The organism is Cellulomonas sp. APG4 (assembly GCF_009996735.1).
Lineage (GTDB): Bacteria > Actinomycetota > Actinomycetes > Actinomycetales > Cellulomonadaceae > Actinotalea.
The window spans coordinates 23,150-38,325 of sequence record NZ_JAACYI010000030.1 but is presented as its reverse complement, the minus strand read 5'-3'; the positions used below and the strand labels follow the sequence as shown (position 1 = coordinate 38,325).

The 15,176-nt window shown below is 74.6% G+C and carries 15 protein-coding genes and 1 tRNA gene; 11 read left to right on the top strand and 5 right to left on the bottom strand.

From position 1 onward, the window contains the following. Window positions 1-179: 179 nt before the first annotated feature. Window positions 180-1,106, bottom strand: coding sequence for an NADP-dependent oxidoreductase (locus tag GXB85_RS16545; protein ID WP_202628088.1), 927 nt, complete (start codon window positions 1,104-1,106; stop codon window positions 180-182). Window positions 1,107-1,173: 67 nt separating this feature from the next. On the opposite strand from GXB85_RS16545, the gene cysS reads away from it, so the two are divergent. Together cysS and rlmB are read left to right on the top strand one after the other, a co-directional pair. Further along, window positions 1,174-2,661, top strand: coding sequence for a cysteine--tRNA ligase (cysS, locus tag GXB85_RS16540; RefSeq protein ID WP_161918767.1), 1,488 nt, complete (start codon window positions 1,174-1,176; stop codon window positions 2,659-2,661). Next, entirely contained in the window at window positions 2,661-3,680 is a 1,020-nt protein-coding gene (gene rlmB / locus GXB85_RS16535) for a 23S rRNA (guanosine(2251)-2'-O)-methyltransferase RlmB (protein WP_161918766.1), read from the top strand. Before cysS ends, rlmB begins: the two co-directional genes overlap by 1 nt. A gap of 11 nt (window positions 3,681-3,691) precedes the next feature. Here the strand turns inward: rlmB and GXB85_RS16530 are convergent, their stop codons facing one another. From GXB85_RS16530 to otsA, 4 genes are all read right to left on the bottom strand, one after another. Continuing rightward, window positions 3,692-4,951 (bottom strand): DUF4032 domain-containing protein, encoded by a 1,260-nt coding sequence (locus GXB85_RS16530; RefSeq protein WP_161918765.1) that lies wholly within the window; start codon window positions 4,949-4,951, stop codon window positions 3,692-3,694. A gap of 83 nt (window positions 4,952-5,034) precedes the next feature. After that, window positions 5,035-6,162: an ABC transporter ATP-binding protein gene (locus GXB85_RS16525; protein ID WP_161918764.1), complete on the bottom strand. Its 1,128-nt coding sequence runs from the start codon at window positions 6,160-6,162 to the stop codon at window positions 5,035-5,037. Between the two features lie 243 nt (window positions 6,163-6,405). After that, a complete protein-coding gene (gene otsB, locus GXB85_RS16520) occupies window positions 6,406-7,206 on the bottom strand; it encodes a trehalose-phosphatase (protein ID WP_161918763.1) in 801 nt (266 codons plus the stop codon). After that, on the bottom strand, window positions 7,203-8,630 hold the full coding sequence (gene otsA / locus GXB85_RS16515; protein ID WP_161918762.1) for an alpha,alpha-trehalose-phosphate synthase (UDP-forming): 1,428 nt from the start codon (window positions 8,628-8,630) through the stop codon (window positions 7,203-7,205). The genes otsB and otsA overlap by 4 nt, the downstream gene beginning before the upstream one ends. Window positions 8,631-8,730: 100 nt before the next feature. On the opposite strand from otsA, the gene GXB85_RS16510 reads away from it, so the two are divergent. The 9 genes from GXB85_RS16510 to GXB85_RS16470 all read left to right on the top strand — a co-directional run bounded on the left by GXB85_RS16510 (window position 8,731) and on the right by GXB85_RS16470 (window position 15,113). Then, window positions 8,731-10,467, top strand: coding sequence for a serine/threonine-protein kinase (locus tag GXB85_RS16510; RefSeq protein WP_161918761.1), 1,737 nt, complete (start codon window positions 8,731-8,733; stop codon window positions 10,465-10,467). A 116-nt stretch (window positions 10,468-10,583) separates the two neighbouring features. Continuing rightward, the gene (locus GXB85_RS16505; protein ID WP_161918760.1) at window positions 10,584-11,072 is read left to right on the top strand and encodes a hypothetical protein; all 489 of its coding nucleotides are present in this window, start codon (window positions 10,584-10,586) and stop codon (window positions 11,070-11,072) included. A 57-nt stretch (window positions 11,073-11,129) separates the two neighbouring features. After that, a complete protein-coding gene (locus GXB85_RS16500) occupies window positions 11,130-11,825 on the top strand; it encodes a vitamin K epoxide reductase family protein (protein WP_161918759.1) in 696 nt (231 codons plus the stop codon). A 94-nt stretch (window positions 11,826-11,919) separates the two neighbouring features. Continuing rightward, window positions 11,920-12,762: a thioredoxin domain-containing protein gene (locus GXB85_RS16495; protein WP_161918758.1), complete on the top strand. Its 843-nt coding sequence runs from the start codon at window positions 11,920-11,922 to the stop codon at window positions 12,760-12,762. Window positions 12,763-12,812: 50 nt separating this feature from the next. Further along, window positions 12,813-12,884 (top strand) — tRNA-Thr (locus GXB85_RS16490). 321 nt (window positions 12,885-13,205) lie between these two features. After that, window positions 13,206-13,607 carry a hypothetical protein gene (locus GXB85_RS16485; RefSeq protein ID WP_161918757.1) on the top strand — a complete coding sequence of 134 codons (402 nt, stop codon included), beginning with the start codon at window positions 13,206-13,208 and terminating at the stop codon, window positions 13,605-13,607. Between the two features lie 31 nt (window positions 13,608-13,638). After that, a complete protein-coding gene (locus GXB85_RS16480) occupies window positions 13,639-14,286 on the top strand; it encodes a signal peptidase I (RefSeq protein ID WP_161918756.1) in 648 nt (215 codons plus the stop codon). After that, complete coding sequence (locus tag GXB85_RS16475; RefSeq protein WP_161918755.1) at window positions 14,283-14,684, top strand: hypothetical protein; 402 nt, start codon at window positions 14,283-14,285, stop codon at window positions 14,682-14,684. Before GXB85_RS16480 ends, GXB85_RS16475 begins: the two co-directional genes overlap by 4 nt. 9 nt (window positions 14,685-14,693) lie before the next feature. After that, a complete protein-coding gene (locus tag GXB85_RS16470) occupies window positions 14,694-15,113 on the top strand; it encodes a hypothetical protein (RefSeq protein WP_161918754.1) in 420 nt (139 codons plus the stop codon). The last annotated feature ends 63 nt before the right edge of the window (window positions 15,114-15,176 follow it).

The following is a 15,176-nucleotide window of genomic DNA, read 5'->3' as shown; positions in this document are numbered from 1 at the left end:
CCCCCGTGATGGGAATGGCCGAGCCCGGCAACCCGCTCGCCGTCCCCGCAACCACCGAGAACAACCTCGCCCGCGCCCCCGCCGGCCGCAGGGGGCGGCAGGCGCGCTCGGCGCGAGCTGCGCTCCGACGGCGAGCCCTGATACGCACCACCGCACCGCGCCCCACGGCCCGCGCGTGCTCAGGGGACGAGCACCACGCGCCCACGGGTCCCGGACATCGCGGACCGGTGCGCCTGCACGACGTCGGCCAGGTGGTAGACCGCGCCGACCCGTACCCGCAGGTGGCCCGCGGCGGCGAGGGACGCGACGTGCTCGCGGGCGCGTGCGCGCTGCTCGGCCGTGAGCCCTCCGTTGCCGCTCATCACGGTCACGCCGAGGGCCGTGCCGCGCGCCGCCGCGACGATCGTCACCACGCGCCTGCGGTCCGCGACGAGGGCCACCGAGGTGTCGAGGGCCTCGTCGGTCCCCACGGTGTCGATCGCGGCCGTGAGCCCGCCGGGTGCGGCCTGCTCGACGCGACCGTGCAGCCCGGGGCCGTACGTGATCGCGGTCGCCCCGAGCTCGACCACGTCGTCGTGCTTGGCGCGGCTCGCCGTCCCCACCACGCGCGCGCCGCGCCTGAGGGCGAGCTGCGTGACCATCGAGCCGACGCCGCCGCTGGCCCCGTGCACGAGCACCGTGTCACCCGCGCCCACGCCGGCGGCGTCCAGCGCGTGCAGGGCCGTCGTCCCGGCGAGCAGCAGGGCGCCCGCCTCGGTCACGTCGAGAGCCGCGGGCCTGGGGACGAGCCGCGAGGCGCGCACGAGCACCCGATCCGCGTACGCGCCGCTCACGGGATGCGCGACGACCTCCTGGCCGACCCAGGCGCGGTCCACGCCCTCACCCGCCTCGAGGACGGTGCCGGCGAGCTCGAAGCCGAGGCGCAGCGGGAGCCGGGCCTCGTCGTCGCCCCACGCGCCGCTGTAGGTCTTCCAGTCCGCCGGGTTGACCCCCGCGGCGCGCATCTCCACCAGGGCCTCACCCGGCCCCGGGAGCCCCGGGTCGTGCTCCACGACCCGCAGGACGTCAGGTCCGCCGTAGGCGGTCGCCACCACCGCGCGTGCCATACCTCGATCATGTCCCTGCGAGGCCCGCGGGTCCACCCCCGTGGGATGCCGCCGGTACCCTTGCGCGGTGAGCCTGCACCTCTTCGACACCGCGTCCCGCACCACGCGCGAGCTCGTCCCGCTGCGCGCCGGCGAGATCGGCATCTACGTGTGCGGTGCCACCGTGCAGGGCTCGCCCCACATCGGCCACATGCGCACCGACGTCGCGTTCGACGTGCTCGTCCGCTGGCTGCGACGGGCCGGGCTGCGCGTGACCCTGGTGCGCAACGTCACCGACATCGACGACAAGATCCTCACGAAGTCGGCCGAGGCGGACGTGCCCTGGTGGGCGTGGGCCCAGCGCTTCGAGCGGGAGTTCGCGGCCGCCCACGACGCCCTGGGCATCCTCCCGCCCACCTACGAGCCGCGCGCCACCGGCCACGTGACCGAGATGGTCGAGCTCATGGAGAGGCTCGTCGAGCGCGGTCACGCGTACGCGACCGGGGACGGCGACGTGTGGTTCGACGTGCGCTCGTACCCGGAGTACGGGTCGCTCACGAACCAGCGACCCGAGGACCTGGCTCCCGAGCCCGACGACGAGGACCCGCGCGACGCGAAGCCTGACGCGGGCGAGACGGGGTCCCGCCCGGGCAAGCGCGACCCGCACGACTTCGCCCTGTGGAAGGGAGTGCGCGCGGGGGACCCGCCGACGGCGTCGTGGCCCACACCCTTCGGGCGCGGGCGCCCCGGCTGGCACCTCGAGTGCTCCGCCATGGCGCAGCGCTACCTGGGCGAGACGTTCGACATCCACGGCGGCGGCCTCGACCTGCGGTTCCCGCACCATGAGAACGAGCAGGCGCAGTCGCGTGCCGCAGGCCACGGCTTCGCCCGGCTGTGGATGCACTCGGCGTGGGTCACGCAGGGCGGGGCCAAGATGAGCAAGTCGCTCGGCAACTCCCTGCTCGTCGAGGCCGTGCTCGCGCAGGTGCCCCCGCCCGTGCTGCGCTACGCGCTCACCGCCGTCCAGTACCGGTCGATGCTCGAGTACACGCCCGAGACGCTGCACGAGGCCGAGGCCACGTGGAACCGGCTCGCAGGGTTCGTGCGCCGTGCGACCGAGCGTGTGGGCGCCGAGGTCGCGGGTCGCATCGACGCGCAGGTCGCGACGTCCGAGCTGCCTGCCGCGTTCAGCGCCGCGATGGACGACGACCTCAACGTCCCGGCTGCGCTCGCCGTCGTGCACGAGCACCTGCGGCGCGGCAACACCGCGCTCACCGAGCTGGACGCCGCCGCCGTCGCGGATGAGCTCCTGGCCGTGCGGTCGATGCTCGACGTGCTCGGCCTCGACCCCGTCACGTGGGCCGACGAGCAGACGGGCCGTTCCGACGACGCGATGCACGCGCTCGGCCGTCTCGTCGAGGCCGAGCTCGCGGTACGGGCCCAGGCGCGGGCCGCCAAGGACTGGGCCGCGGCCGACGCCGTGCGCGACCGTCTCGCGGCCGCGGGCGTCGTCGTGGAGGACTCGCCCACCGGGGCGCGGTGGTCCCTCGCCCCGACCCCTGACCAGGAGGACTGATGGCCGGCAACTCCCAGCGCCGCGGCGCGACCCGCAAGGCGGGGTCGAAGAAGGGCGCCACGATCGGGTCGGGCGGCAAGAACCGGCGCAGCCTCGAGGGCAAGGGGCCCACGCCCAAGGCGGAGGACAGGCCGTACCACGTCGCGGCCAAGCGCAAGGCCGCCAAGGAGCGGCTCGACACGGCCCAGCAGCGCGGCCGAGGCCGCGCCGCGAGCGCGCCCGAGAAGCCGCGCCCCGCCGCGGCCGCTCCCGCACGTCGGCGGCGGGAGAGCACGGGCGGCGAGATCGTCGCCGGACGCAACTCGGTGGTCGAGGCGCTGCGCGCGGGCGTGCCCGTCGCCGGGCTGTGGGTCGCGCACCGGATCGACGCCGACGAGCGCGTGCGCGAGATCCTCAAGATCGCGAGCGAGCGGCGGGTGCCCCTGCTCGAGGTCACCAAGCCCGAGCTCGACCGGCTCACGGACGGCCTGGTCCACCAGGGCGTCGTGGTGCAGGTGCCGCCGTACGACTACACGGACGTGCGCGGGCTCGTGGCGCGCGCGCAGCGCAGCGGCCAGCCGGCCCTGGTCGTCGCGCTCGACGGCGTCACGGACCCGCGGAACCTCGGTGCCGTGCTGCGGTCCGCGGGGGCGTTCGGTGCGCACGGGGTGCTCGTGCCCGAGCGTCGGGCCGCGGGTGTGACGGCCGCGGCGTGGAAGGTGTCGGCGGGCGCGGCGGCGCGTGTGCCCGTGGCCCGCGCGACGAACCTCGTGCGCGCGCTCGGCGAGCTGCGCGACGCGGGCTGCTTCGTGGTGGGGCTCGACGCGGGCGGGTCGATGCCCGTCAGCGAGCTGCACCTCGCGACGGACCCGGTCGTGGTCGTCGTGGGCTCGGAGGGCAAGGGCCTCGGCCGCCTCGTGCGCGAGACGTGCGACGTCGTGGCCTCGATCCCCATCCGCTCGGCGGTCGAGAGCCTCAACGCCGGCGTCGCCGCGGGTATCGGCCTCTACGAGGTCGACCGGATCCGCCGGCAGGGCTGAGCGCGCGGCGCTCAGCCCTCCTCGAAGCGGGGGAGGGCCGTGCTGTCCACGCCCGGCACCGCACCCAGCACGGCGCGCTCGTCCGGGCGGTGACGGAGCACCTGCTCGACGTAGCTGCGCACGGCCTCGGCCATCGGGACGTCGCGACCCTGCTCACGCGACACGTACCACCGGTGGTCGAGCATCTCGTGGAACATCTGTGCCGGCTCGAGCTTGGTCCGCAGCTCGCGCGGGACCGCACGCACGGCCGGCTCGAAGACCGTCGTCAGCCAGTCGTGCGCGGCGAACTCCTCGTCCTCACCCTGGCGGTCGGTCGCGGCGCGGTAGGCGTCGAGGTCGTTGAGCAGGCGCCTGGCCTGGTTCTCCTGGACGTCGAGGCCCGTGAGGCGCATGAGCCGGCGCGAGTGGTGGCCCGCGTCCACCACCTTGGGCTGGATGCGCACGCTCGTCCCGTCCACGTCGGTGGTGATGTCGAGCTCGCCGACGTCGAAGCCGAGCGCGTTGAGCCGCTCGATGCGCGCGGCCACGCGCCACCGCTCGCCGGTGTCGAACGACTCGGCGTCGGTGAGCGTCGCCCACAGCTCCTCGTAGCGCTCGACCAGGCGCGCACCGATCGCGACCGTGTCGACGCCCTGCTCGAGCAGGTCGCCGGCCTCGAGGTCCATGAGCTCGCCGATGATGTTGACCCGCGCGACCTCGAGGTCGTACGCGCGCTGGCCGGAGGACAGGCGCTCATGCAGGTCGCCGGTCTCGGCGTCGACGAGGTACGCCGCGAACGTCTCGGCATCGCGACGGAACAGCGTGTTGGACAGCGACACGTCGCCCCAGTAGAAGCCCGTGAGGTGCAGCCGCACCATGAGCACGGCGAGGGCGTCGATCAGGCGCCCGGTCGTGTCGGGCTGGAGGTACTGGCTGAACAGCGCGCGGTACGGCAGCGAGAACTGCAGGTGCTTGGTGATGAGCACCGCCTCGAGCCGCTCGCCCGACGGCGAGCGGCGCCCGGTGATGACGCCCACGGGCTCGACGCTCGGCACGTCGAGGCGGTTGAGCGCACGTAGCAGCTCGTACTCGCGGTACGCGACGGTCTCGCCGATCTCCTTGACCGCGATCACGCGCCCCGAGAGCTTGACGAACCGCACGACGTGCCGCGAGATGCCTCGGGGCAGCGCGGCGAGGTTCTCGGCGGGCCACTCCTCGAGCGGGATGTGCCACGGCAGGTCCAGCAGGGCGGGGTCCGGCGCGGCGGCGGTGATCTGCAGCGAGTGCGGCACGGGGGTCTCCTCGGTCACGGTCCCGAAGCAGGACGGGGCGGGACGGCTGGTGCCGTCCCGCCCCGTCGCTGGGTCGAGCTGGGTCAGGCGGTGATGCGTGCGCCGCTCGCGGCCGAGAACACGTGACGCTCACCCGGGCGGATGGCCACCCAGATCGTCTCGTTCTTCCGCGGCACCTGGCGCGGGTCGACGCGCACGATGATCTGCGCGTCGCCGGCACCCGAGTGGATGTCCTTCGCGGCCGCACCCGCGCCCGCGAGCTCACCGTAGACGAACGCGTCCGAGCCGAGCTCCTCGACGAGGACCACCTTGATCGGGATCGCGCCCTCGTGCGCCTGGGTCACGATGTCGAGCGACTCGGGACGGAAGCCGATGGTGATGTGGCCCTTGTCCTCGGGCTTGATGGAGCCGACGATGCTGCGCTCGAGCGGGATGCGCGTCTGACCGAGCTGCGCCGCGCCGTCCGAGACCACGAACGAGCCGATGTTCATCGCGGGCGAGCCGATGAAGCCGGCGACGAACACGTTGGCCGGGGTGTCGTACATGTCGCGCGGCGTCCCGACCTGCTGGAGCAGGCCGTCCTTGAGCACCGCGATGCGGTCGCCCATCGTGAGGGCCTCGGTCTGGTCGTGCGTCACGTAGACCGTGGTGACGCCCAGGCGGCGCTGGAGCGAGGCGATCTGCGTACGCGTCTGGACGCGGAGCTTGGCGTCGAGGTTCGACAGCGGCTCGTCCATGAGGAACACCTGGGGCTGACGCACGATCGCGCGACCCATCGCGACACGCTGGCGCTGGCCACCCGAGAGGGCCTTCGGCTTGCGGTCCAGGTACTCGGACAGGTCGAGGATCTTGGCGGCCTCCTCGACGCGCTTGCGGATGTCCGCCTTCGGCGTGCCCGCGATCTTGAGCGCGAAGCCCATGTTGTCGGCGACCGACATGTGCGGGTACAGCGCGTAGTTCTGGAAGACCATCGCGATGTCGCGGTCCTTGGGCTGGACGTCGGTCACGTCCCGGTCCCCGATGAGGATGCGGCCGTCGTTGACGTCCTCGAGGCCCGCGAGCATGCGCAGCGACGTCGACTTGCCGCAGCCCGAGGGGCCGACGAGGACGAGGAACTCGCCGTCCTCGATGTGCAGGTCGAGCGCGTCGACCGCGGGGCGCTCGGTGCCCGGGTAGATCCGGGTCGCCTTGTCATAGGTGACAGTGGCCATGGTGCGTCCATCCCTCCACCGGCAGGTACGTGCCGGACGATCCGTCGTAGAGCGGTGCGTCAGGTGTCCTCTGTGACACCGACACGGGTGCCGCGGCACGCCACCGTCGATGGTGTGGGCCACGTCACCCGTGCGACGTCGTCATCCTGCCACACCGTGTGCGGGACCGGCGACGACCGAGGTCACGATCCGGTACCGGCGCGCGCCGCGGCCGCTCGGCGGGCCCCGGGCGCTCGCGCCGGGTCAGGCGAGCGCCGCCGCGAGCCGCGTGAGCGCGGCGGCGAGGCCCTCGGGGTCGTGGACGCGGAAGCGTGCCGCGGTGTCGCCCTCGCCCACCTTGATGGTGACGTCGTCGGCCTGGAGCGTGCGGAACGCGCGCTCGTCGGTGACGTCGTCGCCCGCGTAGAGCAGCGCACCGGCACGCGTCTCGGCACGCAGGTCGGCCAGCGCGTCGCCCTTGGTGACGTGCAGCACCGCGAGTTCGACCACCGCCTTGCCGTGCATCGCGTCGACGCCGTCGCGCTCGCCCAGGCCCAGCGCGAACGCCGTGAGCCGCTCGGCGTCGGCCGGCTCGGCGGTGCGCGTGTGCAGCACCACCGCGGCGGGCTTGTGCTCGACGCGGGCCGTGGTGCCCTCGACCGCCTCGACGAGTGCCCGGGTGATCTCGCGGTGCCGCGCGGCGGTGGCCTCGTCGAGCTCGAGGTCGTGGCGCTCCGGGCCGCCGTCGACGACCCTGCCGCGCTCGGCGCCGTGGCTCCCTACCAGGAGGGTGCCGTCGGGCACCTCGGCGCGGGCCGCGAGGTCCGCGACGCCGCGACCCGAGACCAGCGCGAGCGTGACGCCGGGGACGGTGCCGAGGCGTGCGAGTGCCGTCACCGCCGCGGGCAGGGCGCGGCTCGCGTCCGGGTCGTCCTGGAGCGGCGCGAGCGCGCCGTCGAAGTCGAGCGCGACGAGCGCACGGCCACCGTCGCGCACGTGCGCCGCGAGAGCGTCGAGGGCGCGCGCGAGGTCGTCGGGCACGGTCCCGGTGGCGTCGCCGCTCATCGTCCGCCCGCCGGCGCGTGCGGCACCGCGTTGAGGGTCGCGAGGAACCGCTGCGACCACTTGTTCACGTCGTCCTCGAGCACGCGGCGGCGCAGCTTGCGCATGCGGCGCCGCATCTCGCGCGGCTCCATGGTCACCGCGCGCTCGATCGCGTCCTTGAGGCCGTCGATGTCGTGCGGGTTGACCAGGAGCGAGCCCGAGAGCTCGTCGGCCGCGCCCGCGAACTCCGAGAGCACCAGCACCCCACGGTCGTCCGTGCAGGCCGCGACGAACTCCTTGGCCACGAGGTTCATGCCGTCCCGCAGCGCGGTCACGAGCATCACGTCGGCCGCGAGGTAGAGGGCCGCCATCTCCTCCGGCGGGTAGGAGTGGTGCATGTAGTAGATGGCCGCCGCGCCGATCTGGCCGTGCTCGCCGTTGATGCGCCCCACCAGCACCTCGACCTCCTCGCGGAGCTGCTGGTACGCCTCGACGTTCTCCCGGCTGGGGCTCGCGACCTGGACCAGTGCGGCATCGGGCACCTGCAGCCGGCCCTCGGCGAGGAGCTCGCCGTAGGCCTTGATCCGGTGCCGGATCCCCTTGGTGTAGTCGAGCCGGTCGACCCCGAGCAGGAGTACCTGCGGGTCACCCAGGTCGTGGCGGATCTCGCGGGCGCGCTCGCGCACGGCCTCGCTGCGGGCGAGCTCGTCGAACCGGGCCGAGTCGATCGAGATGGGGAAGGCCGAGGCGCGCACGTGCCGCGCACCGTCCTCGCCCGGAACGGTGATGACGGGACCGCGCGTGGTGAGGTCGGTGAGCCGACGCACCACACGGATGAAGTTGGCGGCGTCGCCCGCGCGCTGGAAGCCGATGAGGTCCGCGCCCAGCAGGCCGTCGACCACCTGACGACGCCACGGCATCTGCGTGAAGATCTCGAAGGGCGGGAACGGGATGTGGTGGAAGTACCCGATGCGCAGGTCCGGCCGCAGCTCGCGGAGCATCGCGGGGACCAGCTGGAGCTGGTAGTCCTGGACCCACACGGTCGCGCCCTCGCCCGCCTGCTGCGCGGCGGCCTCGGCGAAGCGACGGTTCACCCGCCGGTAGGCGTCCCACCACGTGCGGTGGAACTCGGGCGGGCTGATGACGTCGTGGTACAGCGGCCAGAGGGTGTCGTTGGAGAAGCCCTCGTAGTACTGCTCGACCTCACCGCGGCTCAGGGGCACGGGTACCAGGCGCATGCCGCCCGAGTCGAAGGGCTCGGCCTCGTGGTCGGGTGCTCCCGACCAGCCGACCCACGCGCCGTCGGTCGTCTGCATCACCGGCTCGAGTGCCGTGACCAGGCCGCCGGGGGACCTGCGCCACGACGTCGTCCCGTCGGGTTCGAGGACCACGTCCACCGGAAGACGGTTCGCGACGACGACCAGCTCGTACCCCGTGCGTGCCACTGCCTCAGCTCCTCGGATCTGCCACGCAGGCTACCGAGCCGACGCGCCGGGCGCCTGCGCGGCGCGGGCCCCGGACGCGCGCGGCGGCTAGCGTGGCTGCATGGAGCGCATCGGCGTCGCCCCCGGGACGGAGGTCGGTGGGTACCGCGTGCTCGGACCGCTCGGGCAGGGCGGCATGGGCGCGGTCTACCGCGCCGCCGACGGCGAGGGGGCCCTGGTCGCGCTCAAGCTGCTGCACCCGCACCTGGGTCAGGACCCGGACGCCCGTGAGCGCCTGCGCCGCGAGGTCGCCCACCTGCAGCGCGTGCGTCACCCCGGCGTGGCCCGCGTGCTCGACGCCGAGATCGACTCGACCGACGCGTTCGTGGTCACCGAGCTGCTCGACGGCCAGGACCTCGCGGCCCACGTGCGCGAGCACGGACCCCTCGGTGCCGACGACCTCGCGGAGCTCGCCGAGCAGCTGCGCGCCGCGCTCGAGGTGGTCCACGCGGCCGGGGTGCTGCACCGCGACCTGACCCCGGGCAACGTCCTGATGACCTCGCGCGGCGCGGTGCTCATCGACTTCGGCATCGCCCAGGCGGTCGACGAGGCACGCGTCACGTCGACCGGTCTGGTGGCGGGGACGCCCGGGTACCTCTCGCCCGAGCTGCTCGAGGGGGGTGAGCCGTCCGAGGCGGCCGACTGGTGGGGCTGGGCCGCGCTGCTCGCGTTCGCGGCGACCGGCCGGGCACCGTTCGGGACGCGGCCGCTCCAGGCCGTGCTCGCGCGGGCGAGGGCCGGTGAGCCCGACCTCGACGGTCTCGACCGGCGCACGTCCGCGGCCCTGCGCTCGGCGCTCTCGGTGGACCCGTGGCGCCGCGCCTCGGCGGCGACGGTGGTCGAGGAGCTCGAGCTCGCGGCCACGGGGGACACCGACCCGGGCCCCGGGGGCGGGCAGGACGCCGACGGCGTCGCGACGACGCTCACGCCGCTCGAGCCGGCGACCGCGGTGGTGGCGGCCGGGGGAGCCGGTGGTACGCGCGTGCTCCCGGTCGACGACGACGCGACGGCCGTGCAGTCCCTTCCGGCGCAGGACGAGGACGACGCGTACGACGACGACGCGTACGCGGACGAGGTGTACGAGGACGAGGCGTACGAGGGCACGGAGGACCACGCGGGCCCGCAGGCGGTCCCCGCGCAGGACGGCGCCCCCGAGGCCCCGTGGGCACCACCCGTGCCCCGCCGACGCACCGGCACGGTCCTCGCGCTCGGCGCGGTGCTGCTCGCGGCGGGTGCGGCCCGCCCCGGTGTCGCCCTGGTCGTCGCGGCCGTCCTCGCGGTCCTCGTGCGTGCCGTCGGGCTCGCGGTCGACCAGGTGCACGGCCGCCGTGCCCGGCGAGGACCGGGCCGGGGCGACGTCGCCGGCTCGGTCGCGCTCGCGCCCTGGCACCTGCTGCGGGGCCTGCTGGGCGTGCTGCCCGCCGCCCTGGTCGGGGCGAGCCTCGTGGTCATGACCGGGGGCGTGGGGTGGTGGCTGCTCGACACCGGACGGCTCCACGTCGTCGGACCGGCACCCGGCGAGGCGCCGGGTGAGCTGGCCGACAACGCGCCGTGGGTCACCGCGGCCCTGCTCGCGGTCGCGGTGCTGATCGGGCTCCTCGTGCTGTGGTTCGGCCCCATGAGCCGACGTACGCGCGCGGGCGCCCGGTGGACGCTCGCGGCGCTCGCCCCGCCCACGGCGGTCGCCGTCGGGCTCGTGCTCGTGTGCCTCGTCGCGACCGGCGCGTTGGTCGCGCTCGTCCTGCTCGGGCACGGGACGGTCTGGTGGCCCCTGCCGGGCCCGCCCGACCTGCGCTGAGCGGTCGCGCGCGTCGTGGGGCGGGCGCCCGGCCCGTGGCGGGTGCGGGCGTCGACGCGTGGGCGTGGGCCGCAGGACCCTGGGCACTCCCAGGTGGCGTGCGTATCGTGGCCCGCATGAGCATCGCGCGACGCCGGGGCTGGCTGCTGCTCGCCCCCGTCCTGGCGGTGCTCGCACCCGTGGTCGCCTGGCTCATGCGGGACGGTGCCGTGCTCGTGCACCGCTGCGTCTCCGACGGCGCGGCGGGTCAGCTGGGTCTGCGGATGGCGCTCGTGCGGACCGAGGTCGACTGCCCGAGCGGTCTCGCGCTCGGGGCCGAGGGCCGCACGGTCACGGCGATCGCGCTGATGGTCGCGGTCCCGGTGCTCCTCGCCCACCTGGCCGGTGCGTGCGCCGGCCTCGGGACCGCCGCCGTGGTCGCCTCGGCGCTCGCCGCGGTCGCGCGCGTGCTGGGGGCACGGCGTCGCCTCCCTGCGCGGGACGTCGCCGTCGGTCCCGTGGACGAGCCGCGTACGGCCGTGCTCGGGCGCACGTGGTCGGTGGTGCCGGTGGGCGCCGGACGCGCGCCGTGGCGGCGCGGTCCGCCCGCGCTCGCGCTCGCCTGAGCGCCCGCCCACCCACCGTTCGTGCCACCGTCGCGGCCGCCACCCCGGAGACCACCCATGTCCCTGCCGTCCACGGGCCGTACCTCGACACGAGGTCCCGCGCCCACCCCGCCTCCCGAGGCCGCGCCCTCGGCCGACACCGCTCTGGCGCGCGCCTTCCGGTTGCGCCACGACAACCGCTTCATCTTCACGACGATGCTCGTCTCGGCGTGCATCAGCCTCCTCGCGTCGTTCGTCCTGTCGATCGACGCCCTGCTCCTCGCCGAGAACCCGGACGCGCAGCTCGCGTGCGACGTCAGCGCGGTGCTGTCGTGCGGCACCGTGGCGCAGTCGTGGCAGGCCTCGCTGTTCGGCTTCCCCAACGCGTTCCTGGGGCTCGTCGCCGAGCCCGTGGTGATCACGATCGCCGTCGCGTCGCTGGGCGGCGTGCGGTTCCCGCGCTGGTTCATGGCGTCCGCGCAGGCCGTCTACACGCTGGGCCTGGTCTTCGCGTACTGGCTCTTCCAGCAGTCGATGTTCGAGATCGGCGCCCTGTGCCCCTGGTGCCTGCTCGTCACGGTCTCGACCACGCTCGTGTTCACCACGCTCACGCACGTGAACGTGCGCGACGACAACCTCTACCTGCCACGCCGCATCCAGGCGCGCGCCCGCTGGGCGATCGAGCACGAGGTCGACGTCGTGGTCGTGTGGACGTGGCTCCTGCTGCTCGCCGCGCTCGTGGGGCTGCGCTACGGCCCCGCGCTGCTCGGGTGACACCCCTGCACCTCCCCGGCCGCGCCACGCGGCCCCTCCTCACCCGCGTGCGGCGTGCCGGGCACGGCCGCACCCCTCGATCGGAAGGAACGTCATGACCGACCCCCGCCCCACCAAGGCCCAGCGCCGCGAGGACGCCCGCGTCGCGGCCGCCCAGCTCCGCCAGGAGCAGGAGCGCGCCGCCCGGCGTCAGCGCGTCGTGGTGGTCTCCCTGCTCGTCGTCGGCCTGCTCGTGCTGGGCGGCGTCGTCTGGGCCATCCTGCGTTCGGGCCAGCCCGCGCCGCTCGGTGAGCAGCTCGAGCCCACCGTGACCACCGAACGCGGCGGGGTGGTGGTCGACGCCGACGGCGTGGTGGCCGACCCCCCTGCGATGGTCACCGAGGACGGCGCGCCGCGCGCGACGTTCGAGGACGGTGCCTTCGGCGAGGACGTCGTCGTGGTCAGCGTGTACGCCGACTACATGTGCCCGTTCTGCGGGCTGTTCGAGCAGACCCAGGGGCCCGTCCTCGACGAGCTTCGCGAGGCGGGTGACGTCGTCGTGGACTACCACCCGATCACGATCCTCGACCGCGCCTCCCAGGGCTCGCAGTTCTCGACGCGCTCGGCCTCGGCCGCGTTCCACGTCGCCGAGGAGGCGCCCGAGGCCTTCGTCGCGTTCAACGCGTTGCTGTTCGCCAACCAGCCCGAGGAGGGCACGTCCGGGCTCTCCGACGAGGAGATCGCGGACATCGCCGTCGAGGCCGGGGTGCCCCAGGAGGTCGCGGACGACCTGGCGCAGGGCAGCTACCGCGAGTGGGCCGCGGAGGCGACCGCTCTCGCCGAGGCCGACCTGGAGCGCCTCGCGACGCCGACGATCCTCGTGGACGGCGAGGAGCTCGCGGGCGACTGGCGCCAGGACGGCGTGCTCGAGGCCGCGATCGAGGCCGCCCGCGGCTGACCCTCTGGCAGACTTGCCCACCCGGGCGGGGCCACCGCCCCGTCCGGCCCGCCGCCTTAGCTCAGTGGTAGAGCACCCGCCTTGTAAGCGGACGGTCGTCGGTTCGAGTCCGACAGGCGGCTCTCCTTTCACCTCGCGCCGTGCGTCGCACCCGGCACGCGGCCCCGTCGGACGTGGGCCGATCGGGTGAAACGCGCGAGCCGGGGGTGACCGATCTGTCCGGTTCGTCCCCGCGCGAGCGGGTGAAAAGGCGTGTGACCTGGGCACATGCGCCCCGAACGGCCCGCGGCGCCATGACGGCTCACCCAGACTGGTGCGCGTCTCGGCTCAAGGCGTGTCCGACATGGACCGATGAAACGGGACAACCGGCCCCCACCGGTGCACTCACCCCCGTACCGGGCGATCCCACCCAGGTCGTCCGTCCCGACAGAAGGACATCCCCCATGGCTTCCACGCGCCGTAAGTCTGCTGCCATCGCCCTCGCCGTCGTCGGCGTCGCCGGCCTCTCGCTCGCCTCCGCGGCCCAGCTCAACGTCGACTCCGCCTCGCTCGGTGCCGCGACGGAGATCGTCGCGTCGTGCCAGCCCGAGGGCGGCGCGGCCATCGAGGTCGGCTTCCAGAACGCCTACGCGGGCGGCGCCTACAACACCACCGGCATCGTGCTGAGCGGCGTGGACGCCGCGTGCGACGGCCTCGACGTGCGCGTGACCCTCGCGGACGACGCGGGCACCGCGCTGCACGAGTTCACCGGCACCGCCGCGACCGGCACCACGACCCTCACCACGCCGGCCGGCAGCGAGCTCGCGGCCGAGGTCGAGAGCGTCTCCGTCGTCATCTCGGGCTGACCGGACGCCGATCGTCGATCGGCCCCGCGCCATGGACGCCCCCGCCGAGCGAGGCGGCGCAGCAGGAGTGCTGCGCCGCCTGCTCGGTGGTGCCCAGGGCACGCTGTGGATCGTCGTGGCGCTCGCGGTCGGCTGGTTCCTGTGGCCGAGCTCGCTGGGCGGCTGCACCACGCTGACCATCGTGTCGGGTCAGTCGATGGAGCCGACCTACCGCACGGGTGACCTGGTGGTCGCGCGCTGCGGCCCGGTCGACGTGGGCGACGTGATCGTCTACAGCCCGCCGAACGTGGGCGGCGCCCGCGTGATCCACCGGATCGTCGACGGCGACGCCGACGGCTGGGTGGTGCAGGGCGACAACAACGACTTCCTCGACCCGTGGCAGCCGACCGCCGACGACATCCACGGCTCGGCGGTGCTGCACCTGCCGCACGTGGGCCGGTTCGCGTCGATCCTGCTGAGCCCGCTCACCTGGCTCTCCCTGCTCGTGCTCGCCCTCGCGGTGGTCGTGTGGCCCGGTCGCCGTGACGACCCCGATGCGGCCCTGGCCGACGACGCCGCGGACGCGGCTGACGACGGCCCCGTGCCGCCGGCCCCCGACCCCACGGCGAGTTCGCTCGCCGTGCTCGTCCCGCACACGACGGACCCGACAGACCCGGACCCCGAGGAGCTCACGCGATGAGACTGCGCGCCCTGGCCGCCGTCGCGGCCGTGTGCCTGCTCGCCGGCGGGCTCAGCACCGCACAGGCGGCCTCGCTCGCGGTCGCACCGAGCACCCTGACCACCGTGAACGGTCAGGCGTGCACGACGTCGTCCCTCGCGCTCACCCGCACCGACGCGGTGTGGTGGGGGCTGGGGGGCTTCCGTGGCGTCCGGCTCACCGTGCCGCCCGCGTGCGCGGGCCGTGCGCTGCACGTCACCGCGCACCAGACGGGCGGCTCAGCGGTCGCGACCGGCGCGGTGGCGACGCTCCCGACGGGCTCGGTGGACGTGGCCATGAGCGCGACCTACGGCGGGATCTTCACCTCGCACGCGCTCTCCGTGACGATCGACGGCTGGTACGTCGCCACGACCGGCTGAGGAGGCCCCGTGACCCGCCCGGTCCGCACGCCTCGCCGCACGTCCGTGCGGCGGCGCCTCGCCGCGCTCGCGCTCGGTGCGCTCGCGCTCGCGGGCCTCGGCACGGCGGCCGCGGCCCAGCTCTCGGTCGAGACCCGGGGGGTCGCCGCGGGCACGTCGGTGGTCGGTTCGTGCCAGACGGGCACACCGGTGCGGGTGAGCCTCGTGAGCACGTTCACGGGCGGTCGCTACGTCGTGACCGGGGTGCGCCTGCGCGGCGTCGCCGGCCCGTGCGTCGGACGGTCGATCGCGCTGCAGCCCACCGGGCCCGGCGGGGCGGTGGGTGCCGAGGTCCGCGGCACCGTGACGGGCGCCGACCAGACCCACACCCTGCCGGCCGCGCTCGTGGCCGCACAGGTCACCGGGGTCGCCGTCGTCATCCACGACTGACGCGTCCCGTCCGTCCCCCCGCCGTGCACCTTCCCCACCCCGCAGGGTCCCCTCGAGCGAACG